Source organism: Chenggangzhangella methanolivorans (assembly GCF_019797865.1).
GTDB lineage: Bacteria > Pseudomonadota > Alphaproteobacteria > Rhizobiales > Methylopilaceae > Methylopila > Methylopila methanolivorans.
This window is the reverse complement of the sequence record NZ_CP081869.1, coordinates 1904691-1927662: the sequence shown is the minus strand read 5'-3', so window position 1 is coordinate 1927662 and position 22972 is coordinate 1904691. Positions and strand designations below refer to the sequence as shown.

The window sequence follows — 22972 nt, the reverse complement described above, 5'->3', positions numbered from 1 at the left end:
CCGCCGGGGAGCCGCCATGAACGAGCTGTCGCCGATCCGCGATCCGCGCGCGAACCGCGCCGAGGAGCAGCGCCGCCGCATCCTCGACGCGGCGATCCGGTGCTTCGCCCGCGGAGGCTTCCACGCCACCGGCATGCAGGCGGTCTGCGCCGAAGCCGGCATGAGCCCGGGGGCGCTCTACCGATACTTTCCCTCCAAGGAAGCCATCATCGAGGCGATCGTCGAACGCGACCGCGCCGACATTCCCGCCCAGCTTGAGCCGCTGCTCCACGCCGAGAACGTCGTGGACGCGCTGATCGCCTCTGCGCGCGCGTTCCTCGTGGGCAATCTCAGGCCCGAGAGCCTGCCGATGTTCCTCGAACTCTCGGCCGAGGCCGCGCGCAACGAGGCGGTGCGGGGCATCGTCATGCGTTGCGACGAGGAGGTGGGCGACATCGTCGCGCGCGCCGTCCAGCGCGGCATGGCGATGGGCCAGATCGATCCGACGCTCGACGCCCGCGAGGCGACGCGTTTCCTCATGGCGCTGACCGACGGCGTGCTGACGCGTCTGCTGCTGGAGCCCGCGGCCGAGCTCGAAGGGCTGATGCCGATGTATGAGCGCTCGGTGCGGCGCTTCCTTGCGCCCGAGCCTGCTCCGGCCGCGGAGGCCGCGCGATGAGCGAGCCTCTGAAGCTCAAGGCCCGCAAGCGTCGCTGGCCGCTCGCGGTGGTCGCCGTCGCGGCGCTCGGCGGCGCGGCTTACGCGTTCCAGAACGAGCTCGGCGCTCTGGTCGGCGACCTCAAGACGGGCAGCGCCGAGGCCGCGGTGACGGCCGAGCCCCCGAAGCCGCCTTCGATCACGGTCGCGACCGCCGAGCGGCGCGAGATCGCCCAAACGCTCGTCACCACCGGCACGCTGGTGGCGCGCGACGAGATCCTGGTCGGTCCGCAGATCGACGGGGTGAGGCTCGAGGAATGGCTGGTCGAGGTCGGCGATCGCGTGACCCAGGGCCAGGTGCTCGCCCGGCTCGACCGCGACATGCTGGAGACTCAGGCGCTCCAGAACCGCTCCAACGTCGCCCGCGCCGAGGCCGCGATGGCGCAGGGCGAGGCGGCGATCGCGGAGGCCGAGGCGGCGGTGGTGGAGGCGGACGCGGCGCTCAGGCGCGCCGAGACGCTGAAGAAGACCGGCAACGCCACCGAGGAGCTCCTGGTCTCCCGCCAGGCCGCGAGCCGGATCGCGGCGGCGCGCGTCGAGGCGCAGAAGCAGAACCTCCGCGCCGCGGCTTCCGACAAGGCGCTCGCCGAGGCGCAGGGGCGCGAGATCGCGCTGCGGCTCGCGCGCACCGAGGTGAAGGCGCCGGCCGCGGGCGTGGTGGCGAGCCGCGCCGCGCAGGTCGGCCAGATGGTCGGCATGGCCAACGCGCCGCTGTTCAAGCTGGTGCGCGACGGCGCGATCGAGCTCGAGGCCGAGGCCACCGAAACCCGTCTGCACTCGGTCGAGCCCGGCCAGAAGGCGCGGGTCGAGGTGGCGGGGATCCCCGAGCCGGTCGATGGCGTCGTTCGCCTCGTCGAGCCGACGGTCGACCGCGCGAGCCGGCTCGGCAAGGTCCGGGTCTCGCTTCCGGCCGACAAGGGGCTGCGCCCCGGCCTCTTCGCGCGCGGCCGCATCGAGACGGCGCGGCGCGTCGGCGTGGTGGCGCCGCAGTCGGCGCTGCTGTTCGGCGCCGAGGGCGTCCGGCTGCAGGTCGTCAAGGACGGCGTGGTGCGCGACCGCTTCGTGAAGCTCGGCCTCTCCGACACGACCGGCGTCGAGATCCTCGAGGGCCTCTCCGAGGGCGAGCGGGTGGTCGAGCGCGCCGGCGGGTTCCTGCGCGACGGCGACCGCATCACGCCGGTGGAGGCCGGCAAGCCCGTCGCGTCCACGGGGCAGGGGGCCGGCTGATGGCGCTCAACGTCTCCGCCTGGGCGATCCGAAAGCCCATCCCCTCGCTCGTGCTGTTCGTGGTGCTGGTCGCGATCGGCGCGGCGTCGTTCATGACGCTGCCCGTCACCCGCATGCCCAACATCGACCTGCCGCTCGTCTCCGTCACGATCATGCAGGACGGCGCGGCGCCGAGCGAACTCGAGCTTCAGGTGACCAAGCGCGTCGAGACCTCGGTGGCGGGGCTCTCGGGCGTCAAGCACATCACCTCGACGGTCAATGACGGAGTCTCGGTCACGGTGATCGAGTTCCAGCTCGAGACCTCGGTCGACCGAGCGGTCAACGACGTGCGCGACGCCGTCACCAAGATCCGCACCGAGCTGCCGCAGTCGATCGAGGAGCCGCTGATCCAGCGCATCGACATCGAGGGAATGCCGATCTCGACCTATGCGGCGTCTGCGCCCGCGATGACGCCCGAGGAGCTCTCCTGGTTCATCGACGACCGGGTGATCCGCCAGCTGCAGTCGGTGCGCGGCGTCGCGCAGGTGAAGCGCGAGGGCGGCGTCGACCGCGAGGTGCGCGTCTCGCTCGATCCGGCGCGCCTGCAGGCGCTCGGGATCACGGCCGCGGAGGTCAACGCGCAGCTCCGCGCCACCAACGTCGATCTCGCGGGCGGGCGAGGCGAGGTCGGCACGCAGGAGCAGTCGGTCCGCACGCTTGCGGGCGCGCTCAGCGTCGAGAAGCTCGCCCAAACCCGCATTGTGCTGCCGGGCGGGCGCCAGGCGCCGCTCTCCGAGCTCGGCTCGGTGCGCGACGGTTCGGCCGAGCCGCGCATCTCCGCCCGGCTCGACGGCAAGCCGATCGTCGCCTTCGGGGTCTATCGCGCCAAGGGATTTTCCGACGTCGTCGTCGCGGCGGCGGTCGAGGAGAAGCTCGCCGAACTCCAGCAGGCCCGCCCCGACGTCCAGATCTCGCGCATCGACACCACGGTCCGCTACACCGAGGGCGACTACCGCTCGGCCATGCACACGCTGCTCGAGGGCGCGGCGCTCGCGGTCGTGGTCGTGTTCCTGTTTCTGCGGGACTGGCGCGCGACGCTGATCACGGCGCTCGCCATTCCGCTCTCGATCCTGCCGACCTTCTGGGTCATGAGCGCGCTCGGCTTCTCGCTGAACGCGGTCAGCCTGCTCGCCATCACGCTCGTGACCGGCATTCTGGTCGACGACGCCATCGTCGAGATCGAAAACATCGTTCGCCACATGCGGATGGGGAAGTCGCCCTATCGCGCGGCGATCGAGGCTGCGGACGAGATCGGGCTCGCGGTGGTGGCCACCACCGCCACCATCGTCGCGGTGTTCATGCCGGTGTCCTTCATGGGCGGCATCGCGGGTCAGTATTTCAAGCAGTTCGGCATCACGGTGGCGGTGGCGGTGGCGTTCTCGCTGTTGGTGGCGCGCCTCATCACGCCTTTGCTGGCCGCCTATTTCCTGCGCGACCACGGCGCGCATGAGGAGCGTGACGGCTGGGTGATGCGCGGCTACACCGCGATGCTGCGCTGGTGCGTGCGCTGGCGCTTCGTCACCGTCCTCGCGGGCTTCGCGATCTTCGCCGGCTCGATCGTGATGGCGGGCTATCTGCCGTCCGGCTTCCTGCCCGAGAACGACACCTCGCGTTCGATTCTGAAGTTCGAGCTTCCGCCCGGCGCCAGGCTCGAGCAGTCGGACGGCGTCGCGAACCGCATCACGGCGATGCTCAAGAGCCGGCCCGAGGTCCTGTCTGTCTACGCCACCGCGGGCTCGGACATGAACGGCGGCCAGTCGACCACGGGCGAGGTGCGCAAGGGCGTCGTCATCGTGAACCTCAAGCCCAAGCGCGAGCGAAACCTCACCCAGAAGCAGTTCGAGGCCGAGATGCGGCGCCAGCTGGCGAGCATCCCGGACCTGCGCACCAATTTCGGCAACGAGGGCGGCCAGCGCGAATTCGCGATGATCGTCTCCGGCCAGGACGGCGAGGCGGTGGAGAAGGCCGCGGTCGCGATCGAACAGGCGGTGCGCCAGAAGGTGCCGGGCCTCCTCAACGTGATCTCGACCGCGGCGATCGACCGGCCCGAGATCCGCATCGAGCCGAAGCTCGACGAGGCGGCAGAGCTCGGCGTGTCGGTGTTCGACATCGCCGAGACGGTGCGCATCGCCACCATCGGCGACGTGACCCAGAACCTCGCCAAGTTCTCGGCCGGCGACCGGCAGGTCGACATCCGCGTGCAGCTCGACCAGACGGCGCGCGCCGACCTCGCCACCTTCGAGAACCTGCGGGTGCGCCGCGGGGCGGGCGAGAGCGTGCCGCTGACCGCCGTGGCGGACGTGCGCTTCGGGCAGGGCCCGACCGCGCTCGACCGCTACGACCGCGACCGCCGCGTCGCGATCGAGGGCGACCTTGCGCCCGGCGTGCCGCTCGGCGAGGCGCTCGACGCCGTGAAGGCGCTGCCGGAGGCCAAGAACCTGCCGGCGGGCGTGACGCTGAAGGAGTTCGGCGACGTCGAGATCATGCGCGAGGTGTTCCAGGGCTTCGCCATCGCCATGGCGGCCGGCGTGCTGCTGGTCTTCGCCGTGCTGGTGCTGCTGTTCGCCGACGTCGCGCAGCCGGTGACGATCCTGCTCTCGCTGCCGCTGTCGATCGGCGGCGCGCTGGTGGCGCTGTGGTTCGCCAATGAAAGCGTCTCGATGCCGGTGGTCATCGGCTTCCTGATGCTGATGGGCATCGTGACCAAGAACGCGATCCTGCTCGTCGATTTCGCCATCGAGGAGGTGGCGCGCGGCGTCGAGCGCACGACCGCGCTGATCGAGGCCGGCCGCAAGCGCGCTCAGCCGATCGTGATGACGACGGTCGCCATGACCGCCGGCATGGTGCCCTCCGCGCTCGCGCTCGGCGAGGGCGGATCGTTCCGCGCGCCGATGGCGATCGCGGTGATCGGCGGCCTGATCGCCTCGACGGTGCTGAGCCTCGTCTTCGTGCCGGCCGCCTACACGATCCTCGACGACGTGCGGAAGATCTTCAGCTGGATGTTCGGACGCTTCGTCGGCGAGACCGACGAGCCCGAGGAGCCGCCGCTCCCGCTGCCGGCTCCGCCGCAGAGGCTGAGGGCGGCGGAGTAAGAGGGACGGCCCGTCCTCCGGGATGCGGCCGGACCCACATCCCGTCATCCCGGCCGAAGAGCCGGGATCCAGAACCGAGGGCCTTTCCAAATTTTGCGACAGCGTCGGTTCTGGATCCCGGGTCAAGCCCGGGATGACGGTTTGCGTGTCCCGTGCGTACTGTCAGTCGTCTCGGCCCGCTCGTCCTGAAGCGCCCGACCCTCCGCCGTCATCCCGGCCGAAGAGCCGGGATCCAGAACCGAGGGCATTGGCCGATCATCCGCATCGGCGTCGGTTCTGGATCCCGGGTCAGGCCCGGGATGACGGTTTGCGTGTCCCGCGCGTACTGTCGGTGGTTTCGGCCCGCTCGTCTGAAGCGCCCGACCCTCCGCGGTCATCCCGGCCGAAGAGCCGGGATCCAGAACCGACGGCCTTTCCAAATTTGGCGGCGGCGTCGGTTCTGGATCCCGGGTCAGGCCCGGGATGACGGTTTGCGTGTCCCGCGCGTACTGTCAGTCGTCTCAGCCCGCTCGCCCTGAAGCGCCGGACCCACCGCCCGTCATCCCGGCCGAAGAGCCGGGATCCAGAACCGAGGGCATTGGCCGATCATTCGCATTGGCGTCGGTTCTGGATCCCGGGTCAAGCCCGGGATGACGGTCTATGTGTCCCGCGCATGCTGTCGGTGGTCTCGCGGGCGTCCGCGGCCTTAGCCCTTCGCGGTCCGTCGCGCCTCGTGCGCCTGCATGTGCGCATAGGCGACGGCGAGCATCGGGGCAGCGATCCCTTGGCTCCGGGCCCTCGCCAGCATGTCGCCGAGGATGTGGTCGTGCTCGGTGCGTCCGCCGCCTTCGAGGTCGCGCAGCATCGAGGCCGTGCCCGACGAGCCGCGCGTGGTCATCAGCGTCCGCGCTTCGGCGAGCGCCGCCTCGCTCGGCGCAAATCCTTCGGCCGCGGCGACCGCGGCGCATTCGGCCAGGAAGGCGTTGGCGATCGCTTCGCCGTCGTCGGCCGTCATGATCGCGCCGACGGGCGCGCGCATCAGGCAGGTGAGGCCGGCGTAAGCCGCGAGCAGCGTGTATTTCTCCCACATCGCCTGCTCGATGTTTTCGGACAGGATCGCCTCGAAGCCGCCGCGCCGGATGTCCTGAAACAGCGTCTCGCACACGGGCTTCTGCGCGTCCGAGCGCGCGCCGAAGGTGAAGCGCTGCAGCGCGCCGAGATGTCGGACGGCGCCATCGGGATCGAGCGTCACCGGGATGTGGGCGAGCCCGCCCAGAATGCGCTCCGCGCCGAAACGCTCGTCGAGCGCGGCGTAGTGGCGGGCGCCGTTCAAGAGCGGCATCACGAAAGAGCTTGGCCCGACCGCCGGGGCGACGGCGTCGACCGCGCTGTCGAGGTCGTAGGCCTTGCAGGACAGCAGCACGACGTCGAAGGGCTCGGTCGCTCGGGTGATCGTCTTCACGGCGAGCGTGACGTCGCCCTTCGGGCTGACGACCCTCAGGCCTCCGGCCGCAAGTTTCTCCGCGCGGGCGGGCCGCACGAGGAACGTCACGTCGACGCCCGCCGCCGCGAGCCGCGCCCCGAAGTATCCGCCGATTCCGCCGGCGCCGAGCATAAGCAGTCGCATCGATCAAAAGATCCTTCGTTTGCGGGTCCGCAGCACATACCTGCGCGCCCCGCCGCGCATTCAAGGTGTCGTCCTGTCGGCCGGGCTTTGCGCTCGCGCAAGGCTTCGTGTCTGGAACGGCTCCAAATGGCGCGTTAGCATCCGCAGCATCCGAAGCCGCACCTGATGAGGGCGGCTTGCGCCTTGGCCGATGGGCCTGAGGGAGACGACATGATCAAGCTCAACATCAACGGCGTCGACCGTGACGTCGACGTGCCCGAAGACACGCCGCTTCTGTGGGTTCTCCGCGACGAGCTCGGACTGACCGGCACCAAGTTCGGCTGCGGCGTCGCGCAGTGCGGCGCCTGCACCATCCATCTCGACGGCTCGCCGATGCGGGCCTGCCAGACGCCGGTCGGCGACGTGGCGGACTCGAAGGTCGTGACCATCGAGGGCCTCGTGGCGGAGAACGCGTCGAAGGAAGGCAAGGCCGTGCAGGCCGCCTGGCGCGCGCTCGACGTCGTGCAGTGCGGCTATTGCCAGTCCGGCCAGATGATGTCGGCGGCGGCGCTGCTGACCTCCAACAAGCCGAACGACAAGGACATCGACGCGGCGATGAACGGCAATGTCTGCCGCTGCGCCACCTATCAGCGCATCCGCGCCGCGATCCATGACGCCGCCAAGCGGCTGGAGGCGTGATCCCATGACCATCCAAGAACGCATTTCGGGCGGACAGCCCGTCTCCACCAGCCGCCGCGGCTTCCTCGCGATCGCGGGCGGCGCCGGCGTCGGCCTCATGATCGGCTTCAAGGCCGGTCCGGCCGAGGCTGCGACCGAAGCCGCCAAGGGCGCGGCGCTCGAGTTCAACCCGTTCGTGAAGGTCTCGCCGAACGGCGCCATCACCGTCGTGGTGAAGCATCTCGACATGGGGCAGGGGCCGACCACGGGCCTCGCGACCCTCATCGCCGAGGAGATGGACGCCGACTGGAGCCAGATGCGCACCGAGTTCGCGCCGGCGAACGCCAACCTCTACGCCAACCTCGCCTTCAAGGCGCAGGGCACCGGCGGCTCGACCGCCATGGCGAATTCCTGGGAGCAGTACCGCACGGCCGGCGCCACGGCGCGCGCGATGCTCGTGAAGGCGGCCGCCGACAAATGGCAGGTCGCTCAAGGCGAGATCGTCGTCGACAAGGGCGTGCTCACCCACCCGTCGGGCAAGAAGGGGACGTACGGCGAGTTCGCCGAGGCGGCCTCCAAGCTGCCCGCGCCGGTCGGCTCGGCCCAGCAGACGCCGTTCAAGGATCCGTCGAAGTTCAAGCTCATCGGCAAGGAGGGGCTGCACCGGATCGACAACGACTCCAAGACCGACGGCACGGCGATCTACACGCAGGACGTGAAGCTCCCGAACATGCTGGTCGCGGTCGTGGCCCATCCGCCGAAGTTCGGCGGGAAGGTGAAGTCGTTCGACGACGCTGAAGCCAAGAAGGTCAAGGGCGTCGAGAAAATCGTGCAGATCCCGCAGGGCGTCGCGGTGCTCGCCAAGAGCACCTGGGCGGCGATCTCGGGCCGCAACGCGCTGAAAGTGGAGTGGGACGACGCCGGGGCCGAGAGCCGCGGCTCGGAGGACTTCCTCGCCATGGCCAGGGACGCGGTGTCGAAGCCCGGAACGGCGACCGCCAAGAAGACCGGCGACGTCGACAAGGGCTTTGAGGGCGCGGCCAAGGTTATCGAGGCCGAGTTCACCTTCCCCTATCTGGCGCACGCTCCGATGGAGCCGCTGAACTGCGTCGTCGACCTCAAGAAGGACTCCGCGCACCTGATCTACGGCGCGCAGTTCCAGTCGATCGACCAGCCGACGGTCGCGGCCATCACGGGCCTGAAGCCCGAGCAGGTCACGATCGAGACGGTGTGGGCCGGCGGCTCGTTCGGCCGCCGCGCGGTGCCGACCGCGGACTACGTCGCCGAGGCCGTGATGATCGCCAAGGCGATCGAGGGCTCGAATCCCGTCAAGCTGGTCTGGACCCGCGAGGACGACACCAAGGGCGGCTACTACCGGCCGTTCTACGCCCACAAGGTCAAGGCCGCGCTCGACAAGGACGGGATGCCGGTCGCCTGGCTCCATCGCATCGCCGGCCAGTCGATCTTCGCCGGCACGGCGCTCGAGGCCATGGCGGTGAAGGACGGGGTCGACGAGACCTCCGTGGAGGGCGTCTCCAACCTCGCTTACGCGGTGCCGAGCCTGCAGGTCGAGCTCACGACGCTCAAAGTCGGCGTGCCGGTGCTGTGGTGGCGGTCGGTCGGCCACACCCACACCGCCCATGTCGTCGAGACCATGATCGACGAGCTTGCGCACGCCGCCGGCAAGGACCCGGTCGAGTACCGGATGGCGCTGCTCAAGGATAAGCCGCGCCACCTTGCGGCGCTCAAGCTCGCGGCCGAGAAGGCGGGTTGGGGCGAGAAGCTGGCTAAAGGCCGCGGCCGCGGCGTCGCGGTGCACGAGAGCTTCAACTCGGTGGTGGCCCAGGTGGTGGACATCACCATCAAGCCGGACGGCGGCGTGAAGGTCGACCGCGTGGTGGCGGCGGCCGAAGTCGGCACGGTCATCAACCCGGACGTCGTGCGCGCCCAGGTCGAGGGCGGCGTCGGCTTCGGGCTGGGGGCGGCGCTGCGCAACGCCATCACGCTCAAAGGCGGAGAGGTGCAGCAGGGCAACTTCGACACCTACAAGCCGCTGCGCATCTCCGACATGCCTCACGTGGAGGTCTACACGGTGCCCTCGACCGCGAACCCGACGGGCATCGGCGAGCCGGGCGTGCCCCCGATCGCGCCGGCGCTCGCCAACGCGATCTTCGCCGCGACGGGCAAGCGCATTCGCGATCTGCCGCTCGGCGAGCAGAAGTTCCAGAGCGTCTGAAGGCGCTTTCCGGAGACGAACGAAAAGGCCCCGCGGGTTCGCCCGCGGGGCCTTTTTCTTGGGGCGACGGTCGCCTCCCACATCCTCAGTCGTCATGCCCCGGCTTGTCCGGGGCATCCACCGATCGTGCCGGAGCGCGGCGCTGCGGAACCGTGGATGCCCCGGACAAGCCGGGGCATGACGAGTCTTATCCTGATGAGATGGAGTTGCTCCGGCGGAGGCGAACTGCGTGCTTCGAGACGCCGTGTTGCACACGACTCCTCAGCATGAGGACGGTTTGTGCGACCCTCAACGAACCTCATGCTGAGGAGCCGTCCAAAGGACGGCGTCTCGAAGCACGCAGTTCGACTGAGCAAGCCTCAGCTCTCTTCGGCCTTCGCCTCGGCCGCGTCGATCGTCTTGAGGCTCTGCGGGTTCGGCATCGAGATGATGTTGTAGCCGGAATCCACGAAGTGGATCTCGCCGGTCACGCCCGCCGACAGCGGCGACAGCAGGTAGAGCGCGGCCCCGCCGACGTCCTCGATGGTGACGGCGCGCCGCATCGGCGAATGGCGGCGCTGGAAGTCGTACATCAGCCGCGCGTCGGTGATGCCGGCGCCCGCGAGCGTCCGCACCGGACCCCGAGATCGCGTTGACGCGAATGCCCTGCGGCCCGAAGTCGGCTGCGAGATAGCGCACGCTCGCCTCGAGCGCGGCCTTGGCGACGCCCATGACGTTGTAGTTCGGCATGACGCGGGTCGCGCCGCCATAGGTCAGCGTCAGCATCGCGCCGCCCGCCGGCATCATCTCGGCGGCGCGCTTGGCGAGCTCGGTGAAGCTGAAGGCCGAGATCACCATGGTGCGGGAGAAGTTCTCGCGGGTCGTGTCGGCGTAGCGGCCCTTGAGCTCGTTCTTGTTCGAGAAGCCCACGCTGTGGATCAGGATGTCGATCCCGCCCCAGCGCTCCTTCAGCGCCGCGAACACCGCGTCCACGGAGGCGAGATCCTCGACGTCGCAGGGCAGCACGATGTCGGAGCCGAGGCTCTCGGCGAGCGGACGCACGCGCTTGCCCAGCGCCTCGACCTGATAGGTGAAGGCGAGCTCGCAGCCGGCTTCGCTGAGCGCCTTGGCGCAGCCCCAGGCGATCGAGTGGTCGTTGGCGACGCCCATGACGAGGGCGCGCTTGCCCTTGAGAAGTCCGGCGACCATGGGGTCACTCCTGTTGGTCAGCCGTCATCCCGGCCGAAGCGAAGCGCAGAGCCGGGATCGTGTTCCGGATCAGGCGCCTCTTTCCGATGACGATCCCGGATCGGCCTGACGGCCGTCCGGGATGACGTGTCGGGGTCAAACGCGTTCGAACACCAGCGTGGCGTTGGTGCCGCCGAAGCCGAACGAGTTCGACATCACGGCGTCGAGGCTGACATTGTCCTTGCGCTCGCGCAGGATCGGCATGTCGGCGAATTCGGGGTCGAGCTCCTCGATGTTGGCGCTCTCGGCCATGAAGCCGTTCTGCATCATCAGCAGCGAGTAGATCGCTTCCTGCACGCCCGCGGCGCCCAGCGAATGGCCGGTGAGCGACTTGGTGCCGGAGATCGGCGGGCACTTGTCGCCGAACACCGCGCGGAGAGCCTCGACCTCCTTGAGGTCGCCGACCGGGGTCGAGGTCGCGTGCGGATTGACGTAGGCGATCGGCTCGCGGGCGGTCTTCATCGCCATCTTCATGCAGCGCACCGCGCCCTCGCCGGACGGGGCCACCATGTCGTAGCCGTCCGAGGTCGCGCCGTAGCCGGTGAGCTCGGCGTAGATCTTGGCGCCGCGGGCCTTGGCGCGCTCATATTCCTCGAGCACCAGCACGCCCGCGCCGCCGGCGATGACGAAGCCGTCGCGGTTCTTGTCATAGGCGCGCGAGGCGACCGCCGGACGGTCGTTGTACTTGGTCGACATGGCGCCCATGGCGTCGAAGAGGTTGGACAGCGTCCAGTCCAGCTCCTCGCAGCCGCCGGCGAACATCACGTCCTGCTTGCCCCACTGGATCATCTCGGCGGCGTTGCCGATGCAATGGCTCGAGGTCGCGCAGGCCGACGAAATCGAATAGTTCGCGCCCTTGATCTTGAACCAGGTGGCGAGCGTCGCCGAGGCCGTCGAGGACATCGCCTTCGGCACCGCGAACGGGCCAATGCGCTTCGGGCCGCCTTTTTCGCGGGTGATGTCCGCGGCTTCGACGACCACGCGGGTCGAGGGGCCGCCGGACCCCATCACGATGCCGGTCATCTCGTTGGAGATGTCGCTCTCTTCGAGGCCCGAGTCGCGGATCGCCTGATCCATCGCGACATGGTTCCAGCCCGTGCCGCCGCCGTGGAAGCGCATGGCGCGGCGGTCGACGATCTCCGAAGCTTCGAGCGAGGGCGCGCCCTGAACCTGGCACTTGAAGCCATGGGCGGCGAACTGTTCGGCATGGGTGATGCCGGATTTGGCCTCGCGCAGGGAGGCGAGCACCTCCTGGGTCGAGTTCCCGATGGACGACACGATGCCCATGCCGGTGACGACGACGCGTCTCACGTGGATTGCCTCCCTTCGGCGGCCGGCGCTCGTCCTTTCAAGGCGGCGCCTGGTCCGTCCGATCGTTGACTTTAAGCCGGGGCGGAGCCGGCCTTGAACAGCCCGACCTTCAGGTCGCTCGCCCGATAGATGGTCTCGCCGTCGGCTTCCAGCCAGCCGTCCGCGATGCCTAGAACGAGGCGCCCGCGCAGCACGCGCTTGAAATCGACGCCGTAGACCACCTTCTTCACGGTCGGAAGCACCTGGCCGGTGAACTTGATCTCGCCCGTGCCGAGCGCGCGGCCGCGGCCTTCCGCGCCGAGCCAGCCGAGGAAGAAGCCGGTCATCTGCCACAGCGCGTCGAGGCCGAGGCAGCCCGGCATCACGGGGTCACCCTTGAAGTGGCAGTCGAAGAACCAGAGGTCCGGCTTCACGTCGAGCTCGGCGCGCACGAAGCCCTTGCCGTGCGGGCCGCCGGTCTCGGAAATCTCGGAGATGCGGTCGAACATCAGCATGGGCGGCAGCGGAAGCTGCGCGTTCCCTGCGCCGAACAGCTCGCCCCGCCCGCAGGCGAGCAGGTCCTCATAGTCGAAGCTCGACTGCCGGTCAGTCATGTCGGCCTTTCATCTTTCCGTCGCAGGCGGGCGCGTATCCCAAGGAGCCGCAGCGGGCCTAAGGGGGTCTTGCGCCGGCGCCTCCCTAGCACACAAGCGCGAGCGCCGGGAAGGCCGCTCGGCAAGGCGCGGCCGCGCCGCGCCTTGCCGAGCGCGAAACCCGCTTTGTCCCCCGGGCGCGCGGCGTTTCGTCCGCCGGCTTCCCGGCTGAGTTGCTCGTGGCGCCGCAAAAATGTATTCTACAGGCGATTAAGCGGAGCCGGCGCGGCGACTGTCGCAAAAGCTCCAAGCGCCTGAGATGATTGGGCGTTTCTTTGTAACTGTTCCAGAAAGACGAAGAGATTCCGACGATGGCCGAAACGACGACCACCGCCGCGACCGCCGGGGCTGAAAGGCCGCTCGACTGCGGCTTGCGCCCTTCGCTCTGCGTCGCCCGCGACGTCGGCGCGATGCTTCGCGACTCGGGGCTGCGCCCCACCCGTCAGCGCATCGCGCTCGGCCGGCTGCTCTACGCCAAGGGCGACCGCCACGTGACCGCTGAAATCCTGCACGAGGAGGCGATGCGCGCCCGCGTGCCGGTCTCGCTCGCGACCGTCTATAACACGCTGCACCAGTTCACCGAGGTCGGGCTGCTGCGCGAGCTCGCGATCGACGGCTCGAAGACCTGGTTCGACACCAACGTCACCGAGCATCACCATTTCCTGGTCGAGGACGACAACCGCCTGCTCGACATTCCGGGCGCGGCCGTCGCCGTCACCGCGATCCCCGAGATTCCGGAAGGGATGGAGGTCGCCCGCGTCGACGTCGTGGTGCGCCTGCGCCGAAAGACGGCGCTCTCCTGATCCGATCTTCGGTTTCAGCCTGATTTCGAAAGGCCGCCGTGGACGACACGGCGGCCTTTTTCGTTGGAATGACGCGCTGGCCCTGACGCGCGCGAACCTCCGCCCGTCATCCCGGCCGAAGAGCCGGGATCCAGAACCGACGCCGTCGCCAGGCGGGATACGTCGTTTCGGTTCTGGATCCCGGGTCAGGCCCGGATGACGGGAGTGGTTCTGGCGGGCGGATGGGGCGGCCCATCGATACCCCCGGCGCGCCATCCCACACCGGCGGGCATCCGTTTCCTTCGCGAAATCCATCACGAGAATGCGCTGGTTTCGATCGCCCGCCGGAGGCACGCTCGCGGGCGACGCCACCTGCACAGGGCCTCGCCGATGAGCTTCGCCGATCTTCCCGCCGACCTGCCGCGCCCCGTCGACGACGGCGGCTGCGACCACCTGCCCGGAACGACCGTTCCTAAGACGGCGCTGGCCTCGACGGCCGGCCGGCGCGTCGATCTCTCGGCGCTGCCGGCGGGCCGCGCGGTGCTCTATTGCTATCCGGCCACGGGCGTGCCGGGCGAACCTCTGCCCGACGGCTGGGACGCCATTCCCGGCGCGCGCGGCTGCACGCCGCAGACCTGCTCGTTTCGCGACCACCACGCCGAGCTCAAGGCGCTGGGCGCCTCCGTGTTCGGCCTCTCGACTCAGTCGCCCGCGATCCAGAAGGAGCTGTCGGAGCGGCTTCACCTGCCGTTCGAGGTGCTGAGCGACGAGGATCTCGACTTCACGAACGCGCTGGGCCTGCCGACCTTCGAGGTCGAAGGCCGCACGCTGACGAAGCGCGTGACGCTGATTCTCAAGGACGGGGTCGTGGAGGCCGCGCTCTATCCGGTGTTCCCGCCCAACGAGAGCGCGGCGCAGACGCTCGAATGGCTGAAGGCCAACGGCTGAGACAAGGGCGGGTTTTGGTCACGCGAAGCTGAGCCGTCATCCCGGCCGAGGAGCCGGGATCCAGAAACGCCGACCGCGCTCAGTTCTCGTCTCGCCCGTGGTTCTGGATCCCGGCTCAAGGCCGGGATGACCCGTTGCGTTTCCGCCGCGCCATTTCGCGCGCGATCCGGCTCGAGCGTCGGCCGTCCGGGATGACGGCCCGCGTCCTCAGTCGAAGCGCTCGCCCGGATAGACGCCCCAGAGGCGCTCCTGCTCGATGAAGCCGTCGAAGCCGTCGCCCTCGACGCGGCACCACTGGCCGTCGCAGCGGCGCACCTCGACCAGCACCTTGGGCTCGAGCCGCGCGGAGGTGCGCTCGGCGGCGGACGCCTTCACGCGGATCGGCAGCGCGGCCTCCTTGGCCCAGGGCGCGACGAGGCCGGTGCGCCGGCCCGAGAGCAGCGAGTGCCACACCCAGCCTTCCGAGCCTTCCGAGTCGCGGATGCGGCGCCAGTTGTCGTATTCGGCGGTGATCTCCACCGGCTCGCCGGCGCGGCGATACACATAGGCGACCGGATAATCCTTGGTCGGCCCGAGCCGAACGTAGACCTTGCCGGCCTTCAGGCTGACGTAGCGCGGCACCGGCAGGCCCGAGACCGGACCGATCATCACGCCGGCCTCGCCCTCCTTGGCGGCCTGCGCGTTCGCGGCCTCAGGCGCGACGAGAACCGCGGCGAGCGCGAGCCCCACGACGCCGAGCGCGAGGCGGGACAGAATGCTAGTGGTCATCGCGCCTTCGAGGCTCCATCTTTCGTCGCCGTATTGCGTTCCGCCTCTCGTCTGCTAGAGACGGCCCGGACCCGTTCGGCGGCTCGGCCGAAGGATCTTCGCGTGAGCATCTCTCTTGCGCGTTGACGAGGGATTAACCGTAACCGCCGGCTCGCCTGAAAAAGAGGTCGCAAGGCTCATGAAAAAGCGCCCGCTTGTCGTCGTGACGCGCCGTCTCCCGGACGTGATCGAGACGCGCATGCGCGAGCTGTTCGACGCGCGGCTCAACCATGACGACGAACCCTTCACGGCCGAGCGGCTCGCCCAGGCGGTCGCCGAGGCCGACGTGCTCGTCCCCACGGTCACCGACCGCATCGACGCCGCGCTGCTGGCCAAGGCCGGCGAGAACCTCAAGCTGATCGCGAATTTCGGCAACGGCGTCGACAACATCGACGTCGAGACCGCGCTGAACCGCGGCGTCACGGTCACCAACACCCCCGGCGTCCTCACCGAGGACACCGCCGACATGACCATGGGGCTCATCCTCGCCGGCCCGCGCCGCATCGCCGGGCGCCCGCGTGGTGCCGGACGAGCACGAGTGGAACGGCTGGAGCCCGACCTGGATGCTCGGCCGCCGAATCTGGGGCAAGCGCCTCGGCATCGTCGGCATGGGCCGCATCGGTCAGGCGGTGGCGCGCCGCGCCAAGGCCTTCGGCCTGTCGATCCACTATCACAATCGAAAGAGGCTTCCGTCGACCGTCGAGGACCAGCTCGAGGCGACCTATTGGGAGAGCCTCGACCAGATGCTGGCCCGCATGGACATCGTATCGGTCAACTGCCCGCACACGCCCGCGACCTATCACCTGCTGTCCGCGCGCCGCCTGAAGCTCCTGAAGCGCGACGCCTATGTGGTGAACACCGCCCGCGGCGAAGTGGTGGACGAGGGCGCGCTCGCCCGCATGCTCGAGGCCGGGGAGCTCGCCGGCGCGGCGCTCGACGTGTTCGAGAACGAACCTGCGGTGAACCCCAAGCTTGTGCGGCTCGCCCGCCAGAACAAGGTGGTGCTGCTGCCGCATCTCGGCAGCGCGACCATCGAGGGCCGCGTCGACATGGGCGAAAAGGTCATCGTCAACATCAAGACCTTCATGGACGGCCACCGTCCGCCGGACCGCGTCCTGCCCTCTATGCTCTGAGGGCCTTGGCGGCCGGGCTTTAGCGGCTTGGCCCGGCCCTCATTTCCTGCGGGCCCGTCGCGAGCGCGCCGGAGCGCGCGTCTGCTTGGCCGCGCCCGGAAACCAGAGCGTCGTCATCTGGCGGGTGGCCTCGGCCCTCATCTGCGACTGCTGACGCTGCATTTCGGCCGCCATCGCGCCGCGCGCCGCGCCGCTCCATGCGTTCGCGGCGCTCAACCACATGCTCATCCAAGGGTTTTTCATCGCCCGCCTCCCGTGTGTCTGGACTGAACGCAACCTCGCCGCGGGCGTTCCGCGTCGGTCGTCAGCCATCACGCGAATTTTCTCTGGACAAATCCGAACAAGAAGAGAACATTAAGCGAACTCAATCATGAGGAGGTCGCCATGCGGCGTCGTCTTGCGGCAGCAGCAGCGGTGTTTGGTTTCGGCATATGCGGGCAGGCCGCCATGGCCATGGAGCTCGTGTCGCCCCAATCCCTCAAGCGCGACTGGCTCGACGGCCGCGCGGTGACGACGGTCGGGCCGCGCGGCGGCAAGTCCGAACTCACTTTCCGCAACGACGGCACGCTCGTTCGCACGGGCGGACGAGCCGGCGCGGCCGGCGAAGGCTCCTGGCGTCTCGACGACGAGGGCTTCTGCATGACGCTCGGCCAGGCCAAGCGCGAAAGCTGCTATGTGGCGATCCGCGGCGAGGGCGGGGCGATCCGCGTCATGCGCCGGACCGGCGCCTTCGTCTGGACGCGCTGAGGCGCGCCCGCGGCGTGAAGCCGGGCCCGCCGCCGGCGGCCCCTGCGATCAGCGGCCGGCCGTAAAGGTGATCGGCAGCGAGTAGCGCGCCGACGATTGGGTCATGTCGGACGGCATGGCCGGGATTCCGGCGCGGCGCACCATGGCGGCGGCCTCCGCCGCGGCCGCGCCGCCGCCCGACGCCGAAACGCCCGACACCGCGCCGCTGCGCGAAACCGTGAACGACACGATGACCCGGCCCGAGAAATTGACGCCCGAGCGCTTCTGCGCCGCGACAGCCGCGCGCACGCGGCCGGCGTAGACGGAGGCGGCGGCCCGCGCCGCGCCGGCGTTCGACGACGCGCCGCTGCGCCCGCCCGCCTGCTGCGAGGGACGCGCGGGCTCCGGACGCTCGGCGGGCTTGGCGGCTTCGCGCACGGGCTTCGGGCGCGGCTGCTCACGCTTCGGGGTCGGCTTCGGGTCGGGCTTCTTGGCGACGGGCTTGGGCGTCGGCTTCGGCTCGACGGGCTCCTCCTGCGCCACCACCGTTTCGGGCGGCGGCAGGGTGACGACCGGCTCGACGTCCGGGGGAACGGCCGCGACGTCGGGCGGAACCTCGGTGACCTCGGGAACCTGCTCGACGGCTTCGAGCTCCTCGGGCGGCGCTTCCTCGGCCGTCACCTCGGTCTCGTCGGGGGGCGTGGTCTCGTCCGGCTCAACGGGGTCGAGCTCGTCGAGCGCCTGCTCCTCGGGCGTCTCTTCCGGAGCGGCTTCCGAGGTCGCGTTCGCGCCGGCCTCGTCCATCTGCGCGGCGCCCGAGGGCGGCGGCAGCATGTCGAGTTCGATCGGCGCCTGCGACTCGAAGCCGACCGGCGCAGGCGCGTTGTTCAGATAGACATAGGCCGCGCCATGGACCGCGGCCGCAAACGCCACGCCCATAGCCCAACGCCTTGCCGAGCTCGCCGAGGACTCCTGGTCCTGGAGGCTCAGCGCGTCAACGGCCGCCATTCGAGCCCACGGCCTCGAGCGCGACCAGCGCGACCTTGAGATAGCCGGCGTTGCGGAGGTCGTTCATCACCTCCATCAGTTCGCCATAGGGCACGCGCTTGTCGGCGCGCAGAAAGATGCGCTGCTCTTTGTCGCCCTGCGTGGCGGAGGCGATCGCGCGGCCGAGCGCGGGCCTGTCGAACACCTGGTTGCCGACCGCGAGCTTCAGGTCCTGCTGGATCGTCAGATAGACCGGCTTGTCGGGCCGCGGCTGGCGCTTGGCGCTCGAGGCCGGCAGGTCGACGCCGACGTCCACGGTCGCGAGCGGCGCCGCCACCATGAAGATGATGAGCAGCACGAGGATCACGTCGATGAACGGCGTGACGTTGATCTCGTGGGTTTCGACGAGGTCGTCCCCGCCGGACTGGTCGAGCTTCGCGGCCATGGAACGCCTGCCTTATTCGGCCGCGCGGCGGACGCCGTGGCCCATCGCCGCCCGGTCGAGGTCGCGGCTCACGATCCGCAGGACGGCCGCGGCGGCGTCGCCGAGCAGCGCCCGGTGGGCCGAGATCGCGCGCGCGAACACGTTGTAGATGATGACCGCCGGGATCGCGGCCACGAGGCCGATGGCGGTCGCGAGCAGCGCTTCGGCGATGCCGGGCGCGACGACCGCGAGGTTCGTGGTCTGGGCGTTCGAGATGCCGATGAACGAGTTCATGATGCCCCAGACCGTGCCGAACAGGCCGACGAAGGGCGCGGTCGAGCCGATGGTGGCGAGCACGCCGGTGCCGATCGCGAGGCGGCGGCCGGCCTGCGCCTCGAGGCGCGACAGATGCGAGGCGACGCGCTCCTTCACGCCCTCGGCCGACATCGCGTCCTCCGAATAGGTCAGCTCCGCGTCGGCGGCGTTGACGAAGGCCGCGACCGGGCCGCCGCCCTTGCGGGCGCCGAGCGCGCGGCGGGCGTCCTCCAGGCTGCGGGAGGCGGCGAGCGCCCTGAGCCCGCGCTTGGCCTTCTGCGAGGCGGCGGCGAGCTCGAGCGACTTGGCGAGCCAGACCGTCCAGGTGACGACCGACGCGAAGGCGAGGCCGATCATCACCGCCTTCACCACCCAGTCGGCGGCCATGAACATGCCCATGGGCGTCAGGTCATGCGGGATCTTGCCGCCGCCGAAGGTCGGGGCCGAAGGTCCGGCGGGCGCGCTGTCCGCGGCGTCCGCAGGCGCGGGCTGGCCGGAGTCGGGCGCAGGGGCTGCGCCCGGGGCGGGCTGGGCGGCCTGCGGCTGCGCGGGCGCCGGCTTGCCGGGTTCGGTCGCCTGGACCTCCTCGGCCGGCGGAAGCGCCTGGGCGGGCTGGGCCGGGGACTGCTGCTGGGCGGCGGCGGGGGCCGCCGGCCGCTCCTGCGCGACGACGGCGTGGGGCGCGGCGAGCGCGAGAGCCAGCGCGAGCGCCGCGGCGCGGGAGCGGACGTCGATCACTTCGCGAACTCCACGTCCTTGACGCGCGAGGAGGTCGAGACCGCCGCGAGGCAGTCCTCGGCCCCGCCGCAGGCGGTGACGTCGTTCAGCAGCACGCGCCCGATGCCGTCGCACTTGGTCTCGGCGGCGTTGAACAGCTTCACGCTGGTCTTGGACGCGCGGACCGGGCCGGCCTCGACCGCGAGGCGCCGCGAGATCACGCCGTCCTTGTCGAAGAAGACGAGATCAAGCTTGAGGCTGTCGAGCGCCTTGTCGGCCGCGTTCGCCACCACGATCGAGATCTGGCAGCCGCTGTCCTTCGGTTCGAGGCGGTTGAGCTCGACCGACACGCCGGAGGCCGCCGTCGCCGGAACGCCGAGCGTCAGAGCGGCGAAGCCCGCAAGGGCGGAAAGCGCGGCGCGCGAGGAAACGAAAGGCGACAACGACCTCTCCTCAGGATCGGACAATCGGATTGACAACAGGCGAATAGGGGCAAGGAGCCAAGACATCAAGGGTTGGTCCCCCAATTGATAATCGCTCTAAATTCACGGCGCGGCGAGGGATAAGAAGAGAATAAGAAGCGCGGGAGCGGCGGGGTTTCGAGGACTCGAGGCCGGGTCGCGAAATCTTCCCGGTTCCGAACGTGTCTTCCGATCGGGCTCCGTGGCGCTCGTTCGCGTCCCCCTGCCGCATGCCGGAAGGGAGCGTTCCGGCTTGACAGTCTACTAAAACACTCGAATAAAAGAATTGTCGGCCGCCATAGCCGGCGAGCAGTTTCAGGAGCAGCTCATGGCCGCACGCCCCCCGCGCCGCCCGCACGAGCCTGTCAAATTCGCCTATTGGGTTCCCAACGTCTCCGGCGGCCTCGTCATCTCGGACATCGAGCAGCGCACCAGCTGGGACATCGACTACAATCGCGAGCTTGCGCGGATCGCCGAACGGTCCGGGTTCGACTACGCCCTCACCCAGATCCGCTTCACCGCCGGCTACGGGGCCGAGTTCCAGCACGAGTCGGTCGCGTTCAGCCATGCGCTGGCGGCCGCGACCGAGAAGCTGACGGTCATCGCCGCGCTGCTGCCGGGCCCGTGGAACCCGACGCTCGCCGGCAAGCAGCTCGCCACGATCAGCCAGCTCACCGGCGGGCGCATCGCGATCAACGTCGTGTCGGGCTGGTTCCGGGGCGAGTTCGCGGCGATCGGCGAGCCCTGGCTCGACCATGACGAGCGCTATCGGCGATCGGAGGAGTTCATCCGGGCGCTGCGCGGCGTCTGGACCGAGGACAGCTTCACGTTCAACGGCGACTTCTACCGATACCGCGACTATTCGCTGAAGCCGAAGCCTCTCGATCCGTTGCCCGAAATCTTCCAGGGCGGCTCCTCGCGCGCCGCGCGCGACATGGCGGCGCGGGTCAGCGACTGGTACTTCACCAACGGCAACACGCCGGAGAACGTAGCTCGTCAGGTCGACGACATCCAGGGGAAGGCCGCCGAGCTCGGCCGTTACGTCAAGATCGGCGTGAACGCCTTCGCGGTCGTCCGCGAGACCGAGGCCGAGGCCCGCGCGGTCGTCGACGAGATCGTCGAGAAGGCCAATCCCGACGCGGTGAAGGCGTTCGGCCACGAGGTCAAGAACGCCGGCGCCGCCTCGCCCGAAGGCGAGGGCAACTGGGCGAAATCCAGCTTCGAAGACCTCGTCCAATACAATGACGGCTTCAAGTCCAACCTGATCGGCACGCCGCGTCAGATCGCGGACCGCATCCTCGACCTGAAGGATGCGGGCGTCGATCTCGTGCTGCTCGGCTTCCTGCATTTCCAGGAGGAGGTCGAGTTCTTCGGACGCGAAGTCATTCCGCTGGTGCGCGAGCTCGAAGCTCGCCGCCGCCCCGTCCACGCCGCCGCCTGACGTCGCGTTTTCCTGTGTTGAGCCCCTTCGCCATGACCGCAGATCTGATCGACGCCATCGCCGGCTGGTTTTCCGGCCTCCGCTTCTCCGAGCCGGACGCGTTCGCGCTCTCGCAGGACGAACTCGACGGGGAGGACGAGGAGCGCTTCGACTCCGCGCTGAGCCCTCTCGAAGAGTTCCGCTGAAGCCGCCCTCCTAGGAACCTCGCCTCATGAGCCCGAACAAGCCGCGCCTCACCCTTGTGCGCGAGGCGCGCAACGGCGTGTCCGGACCGCCGCGGCCGAGCCATCCCGCCTATGTGGTCAAGGACGACGCCGAGGCGCTCGCGATCGCGACCACGCTCGCGGCCGAGTTCCGCGTCGGCGCCGGCGAGCGCGACCGGCTGCGGATCTGGCCCGTGGCCGAGCTCGACCGCTTCTCGCAGAGCGGCCTCTGGTCGATCAACGTGCCGAAGGCGTTCGGCGGGCCCGAGGTCTCCTATGCGACGCTCGCCGAGGTCATCGAGATCATCTCGGCCGCGGACTCCTCGATCGGCCAGATCGCCCAGAACCATCTCGGCGTGCTGGCGGCGATCCGCACCGTCTCGGACGAGCCGTAGCAGCGTCTGCTGTTCAAGGAGGCGCTGAAGGGCGCGCGCTTCGGCAACGCCTTCTCCGAATTCGGCTCCAAGCGCGCCGCCGAGTTCGAGACGCGCTTCACCGACCATGGCGACCATGTCGTCGTGAACGGCCGCAAGTTCTATTCGTCGGGCGCGCTGCTCGCCCACTACGTCCCGATCGTCGCGCTCGATGTCGAGGGGCGCGCCTGGTACGCGATCGCCGACCGCGACGCGTCGGGCCTCGCCGTCATCGACGACTGGTCGTCGTTCGGCCAGAAGACGACGCTCTCGGGCACGGTGATCCTCGAGAACGTCAAGGTGCCGAAGACCCATCTCGTGCCCGGCTTCAAGGGCTACCAGCGGCCGAGCGCCGACGGGGCGGTGTTCCAGATCATCCAGGTCGCGGTCGACGTCGGAATCGCGCGCGGCGCGATCGAGGAGACGATCCAGTTCGTGCGCACCAAGTCGCGGCCCTGGGCGGACAGCGGCCTCGAGCACGCCTGGCAGGATCCTTACGTGAAGCAGGCGGTCGGGGACCTGACGTTGCGTCTTCACGCCGCGCAGGCGCTGCAGGCCCGCGCCGGGCGCCTGATCGACGCTGCGGTCGCGCGGCCGAACGAACGCACGGTCGCCGAGGCGCAGGTCGCGACCGCCGAGGCGAAGGTGCTGTCGACCGAGATCGCGATCGCGGCCGCCAACAAGCTGTTCGAGCTCGCCGGCAGCCGGTCGACGCTGGCCGAGCACAATCTCGACCGGCACTGGCGCAACGCCCGGGTCCATACGCTCCACGACCCGATCCGCTGGAAATACGCGATCCTTGGCGACTATGCGCTGAACGGGGTCAATCCGCCGCTCCACGCCTGGAGCTGAGACGCGCCGGAATGGGTGACGGGCGCGAAAGGCGCGCTAA

19 protein-coding genes and 3 pseudogenes are annotated in these 22972 nt (G+C 69.5%); 12 read left to right on the top strand and 10 right to left on the bottom strand.

Going from position 1 to position 22972, the window contains the following annotated elements; all coding sequences use genetic code 11:
* Positions 1-16 precede the first annotated feature (16 nt).
* Genes K6K41_RS10025 through K6K41_RS10015 form a run of 3 tightly spaced genes read left to right on the top strand, consistent with a single transcriptional unit; the run spans position 17 to position 5054 of the window.
* Positions 17-658 (top strand): TetR/AcrR family transcriptional regulator, encoded by a 642-nt coding sequence (locus tag K6K41_RS10025; protein WP_261404907.1) that lies wholly within the window; start codon positions 17-19, stop codon positions 656-658.
* Positions 655-1923 (top strand): efflux RND transporter periplasmic adaptor subunit, encoded by a 1269-nt coding sequence (locus K6K41_RS10020; RefSeq protein ID WP_261404906.1) that lies wholly within the window; start codon positions 655-657, stop codon positions 1921-1923. The genes K6K41_RS10025 and K6K41_RS10020 overlap by 4 nt, the downstream gene beginning before the upstream one ends.
* Entirely contained in the window at positions 1923-5054 is a 3132-nt protein-coding gene (locus K6K41_RS10015) for an efflux RND transporter permease subunit (protein WP_261404905.1), read from the top strand. The genes K6K41_RS10020 and K6K41_RS10015 overlap by 1 nt, the downstream gene beginning before the upstream one ends.
* Positions 5055-5739: 685 nt before the next feature.
* On the opposite strand, the gene panE is transcribed toward K6K41_RS10015, so the two are convergent.
* Positions 5740-6660, bottom strand: coding sequence for a 2-dehydropantoate 2-reductase (panE, locus tag K6K41_RS10010; protein ID WP_261404904.1), 921 nt, complete (start codon positions 6658-6660; stop codon positions 5740-5742).
* Positions 6661-6870: 210 nt separating this feature from the next.
* On the opposite strand from panE, the gene K6K41_RS10005 reads away from it, so the two are divergent.
* Both K6K41_RS10005 and K6K41_RS10000 read left to right on the top strand, forming a co-directional pair.
* Positions 6871-7338 (top strand): (2Fe-2S)-binding protein, encoded by a 468-nt coding sequence (locus tag K6K41_RS10005; RefSeq protein ID WP_261404903.1) that lies wholly within the window; start codon positions 6871-6873, stop codon positions 7336-7338.
* 4 nt (positions 7339-7342) lie between these two features.
* Complete coding sequence (locus tag K6K41_RS10000) at positions 7343-9553, top strand: xanthine dehydrogenase family protein molybdopterin-binding subunit (protein ID WP_261404902.1); 2211 nt, start codon at positions 7343-7345, stop codon at positions 9551-9553.
* A gap of 359 nt (positions 9554-9912) precedes the next feature.
* Here K6K41_RS10000 and fabI read toward each other — a convergent pair.
* The 3 genes and pseudogenes from fabI to fabA form a co-directional block, all read right to left on the bottom strand.
* Positions 9913-10741: pseudogene (gene fabI, locus K6K41_RS09995) on the bottom strand (enoyl-ACP reductase FabI).
* Between the two features lie 135 nt (positions 10742-10876).
* Positions 10877-12091: a beta-ketoacyl-ACP synthase I gene (gene fabB / locus K6K41_RS09990; RefSeq protein WP_261404901.1), complete on the bottom strand. Its 1215-nt coding sequence runs from the start codon at positions 12089-12091 to the stop codon at positions 10877-10879.
* Positions 12092-12162: 71 nt separating this feature from the next.
* Positions 12163-12684, bottom strand: a complete 522-nt coding sequence (gene fabA / locus K6K41_RS09985; RefSeq protein WP_261404900.1) for a 3-hydroxyacyl-[acyl-carrier-protein] dehydratase FabA — start codon at positions 12682-12684, stop codon at positions 12163-12165.
* A gap of 350 nt (positions 12685-13034) precedes the next feature.
* Between fabA and irr the strand changes: the two genes are divergently transcribed.
* Positions 13035-13526 carry a Fur family transcriptional regulator Irr gene (gene irr, locus K6K41_RS09980; protein WP_315855169.1) on the top strand — a complete coding sequence of 164 codons (492 nt, stop codon included), beginning with the start codon at positions 13035-13037 and terminating at the stop codon, positions 13524-13526.
* Positions 13527-13895: 369 nt separating this feature from the next.
* Positions 13896-14453, top strand: coding sequence for a peroxiredoxin (locus K6K41_RS09975; RefSeq protein ID WP_261404899.1), 558 nt, complete (start codon positions 13896-13898; stop codon positions 14451-14453).
* A 207-nt stretch (positions 14454-14660) separates the two neighbouring features.
* Here the strand turns inward: K6K41_RS09975 and K6K41_RS09970 are convergent, their stop codons facing one another.
* Entirely contained in the window at positions 14661-15221 is a 561-nt protein-coding gene (locus K6K41_RS09970) for an SH3 domain-containing protein (RefSeq protein ID WP_261404898.1), read from the bottom strand.
* Between the two features lie 178 nt (positions 15222-15399).
* Between K6K41_RS09970 and K6K41_RS09965 the strand changes: the two are divergent.
* Positions 15400-16393, top strand: a pseudogene (locus K6K41_RS09965) (2-hydroxyacid dehydrogenase).
* Between the two features lie 39 nt (positions 16394-16432).
* On the opposite strand, the gene K6K41_RS09960 reads toward K6K41_RS09965, so the two are convergent.
* Positions 16433-16621 carry a hypothetical protein gene (locus tag K6K41_RS09960; RefSeq protein WP_261404897.1) on the bottom strand — a complete coding sequence of 63 codons (189 nt, stop codon included), beginning with the start codon at positions 16619-16621 and terminating at the stop codon, positions 16433-16435.
* 156 nt (positions 16622-16777) lie between these two features.
* Between K6K41_RS09960 and K6K41_RS09955 the strand changes: the two genes are divergently transcribed.
* Positions 16778-17140: a hypothetical protein gene (locus tag K6K41_RS09955; RefSeq protein WP_261404896.1), complete on the top strand. Its 363-nt coding sequence runs from the start codon at positions 16778-16780 to the stop codon at positions 17138-17140.
* Positions 17141-17188: 48 nt separating this feature from the next.
* Here K6K41_RS09955 and K6K41_RS09950 read toward each other — a convergent pair whose 3' ends face one another.
* The 4 genes from K6K41_RS09950 to K6K41_RS09935 are packed head-to-tail and all read right to left on the bottom strand — an operon-like array spanning position 17189 to position 20005.
* Entirely contained in the window at positions 17189-18127 is a 939-nt protein-coding gene (locus K6K41_RS09950) for a hypothetical protein (RefSeq protein ID WP_261404895.1), read from the bottom strand.
* A complete protein-coding gene (exbD, locus tag K6K41_RS09945; RefSeq protein ID WP_261404894.1) occupies positions 18114-18551 on the bottom strand; it encodes a TonB system transport protein ExbD in 438 nt (145 codons plus the stop codon). The genes K6K41_RS09950 and exbD overlap by 14 nt, the downstream gene beginning before the upstream one ends.
* Positions 18552-18563: 12 nt before the next feature.
* Positions 18564-19583, bottom strand: coding sequence for a tonB-system energizer ExbB (gene exbB / locus K6K41_RS09940; protein WP_261404893.1), 1020 nt, complete (start codon positions 19581-19583; stop codon positions 18564-18566).
* The gene (locus K6K41_RS09935; protein ID WP_261404892.1) at positions 19580-20005 is read right to left on the bottom strand and encodes a hypothetical protein; all 426 of its coding nucleotides are present in this window, start codon (positions 20003-20005) and stop codon (positions 19580-19582) included. Before K6K41_RS09935 ends, exbB begins: the two co-directional genes overlap by 4 nt.
* Before the next feature lie 346 nt (positions 20006-20351).
* Here K6K41_RS09935 and sfnG point away from each other — a divergent pair, with 346 nt between their 5' ends.
* The 3 genes and pseudogenes from sfnG to K6K41_RS09920 all read left to right on the top strand — a co-directional run bounded on the left by sfnG (position 20352) and on the right by K6K41_RS09920 (position 22932).
* Positions 20352-21464 carry a dimethylsulfone monooxygenase SfnG gene (gene sfnG / locus K6K41_RS09930; RefSeq protein WP_261404891.1) on the top strand — a complete coding sequence of 371 codons (1113 nt, stop codon included), beginning with the start codon at positions 20352-20354 and terminating at the stop codon, positions 21462-21464.
* Between the two features lie 32 nt (positions 21465-21496).
* Positions 21497-21649, top strand: coding sequence for a hypothetical protein (locus tag K6K41_RS09925; protein ID WP_261404890.1), 153 nt, complete (start codon positions 21497-21499; stop codon positions 21647-21649).
* A gap of 26 nt (positions 21650-21675) precedes the next feature.
* A pseudogene (locus tag K6K41_RS09920) lies at positions 21676-22932 on the top strand (SfnB family sulfur acquisition oxidoreductase).
* The last annotated feature ends 40 nt before the right edge of the window (positions 22933-22972 follow it).

Coding starts and splice junctions, on each gene's coding strand:
- K6K41_RS10025 (WP_261404907.1), top strand. CDS start 17: ATGAACGAGCTGTCGCCGATCCGCGATCCGCGCGCGAACCGCGCCGAG.
- K6K41_RS10020 (WP_261404906.1), top strand. CDS start 655: ATGAGCGAGCCTCTGAAGCTCAAGGCCCGCAAGCGTCGCTGGCCGCTC.
- K6K41_RS10015 (WP_261404905.1), top strand. CDS start 1,923: ATGGCGCTCAACGTCTCCGCCTGGGCGATCCGAAAGCCCATCCCCTCG.
- panE (WP_261404904.1), bottom strand. CDS start 6,660: ATGCGACTGCTTATGCTCGGCGCCGGCGGAATCGGCGGATACTTCGGG.
- K6K41_RS10005 (WP_261404903.1), top strand. CDS start 6,871: ATGATCAAGCTCAACATCAACGGCGTCGACCGTGACGTCGACGTGCCC.
- K6K41_RS10000 (WP_261404902.1), top strand. CDS start 7,343: ATGACCATCCAAGAACGCATTTCGGGCGGACAGCCCGTCTCCACCAGC.
- fabA (WP_261404900.1), bottom strand. CDS start 12,684: ATGACTGACCGGCAGTCGAGCTTCGACTATGAGGACCTGCTCGCCTGC.
- irr (WP_315855169.1), top strand. CDS start 13,035: ATGGCCGAAACGACGACCACCGCCGCGACCGCCGGGGCTGAAAGGCCG.
- K6K41_RS09975 (WP_261404899.1), top strand. CDS start 13,896: ATGAGCTTCGCCGATCTTCCCGCCGACCTGCCGCGCCCCGTCGACGAC.
- K6K41_RS09970 (WP_261404898.1), bottom strand. CDS start 15,221: ATGACCACTAGCATTCTGTCCCGCCTCGCGCTCGGCGTCGTGGGGCTC.
- K6K41_RS09960 (WP_261404897.1), bottom strand. CDS start 16,621: ATGAGCATGTGGTTGAGCGCCGCGAACGCATGGAGCGGCGCGGCGCGC.
- K6K41_RS09955 (WP_261404896.1), top strand. CDS start 16,778: ATGCGGCGTCGTCTTGCGGCAGCAGCAGCGGTGTTTGGTTTCGGCATA.
- K6K41_RS09950 (WP_261404895.1), bottom strand. CDS start 18,127: ATGGCGGCCGTTGACGCGCTGAGCCTCCAGGACCAGGAGTCCTCGGCG.
- exbD (WP_261404894.1), bottom strand. CDS start 18,551: ATGGCCGCGAAGCTCGACCAGTCCGGCGGGGACGACCTCGTCGAAACC.
- sfnG (WP_261404891.1), top strand. CDS start 20,352: ATGGCCGCACGCCCCCCGCGCCGCCCGCACGAGCCTGTCAAATTCGCC.
- K6K41_RS09925 (WP_261404890.1), top strand. CDS start 21,497: ATGACCGCAGATCTGATCGACGCCATCGCCGGCTGGTTTTCCGGCCTC.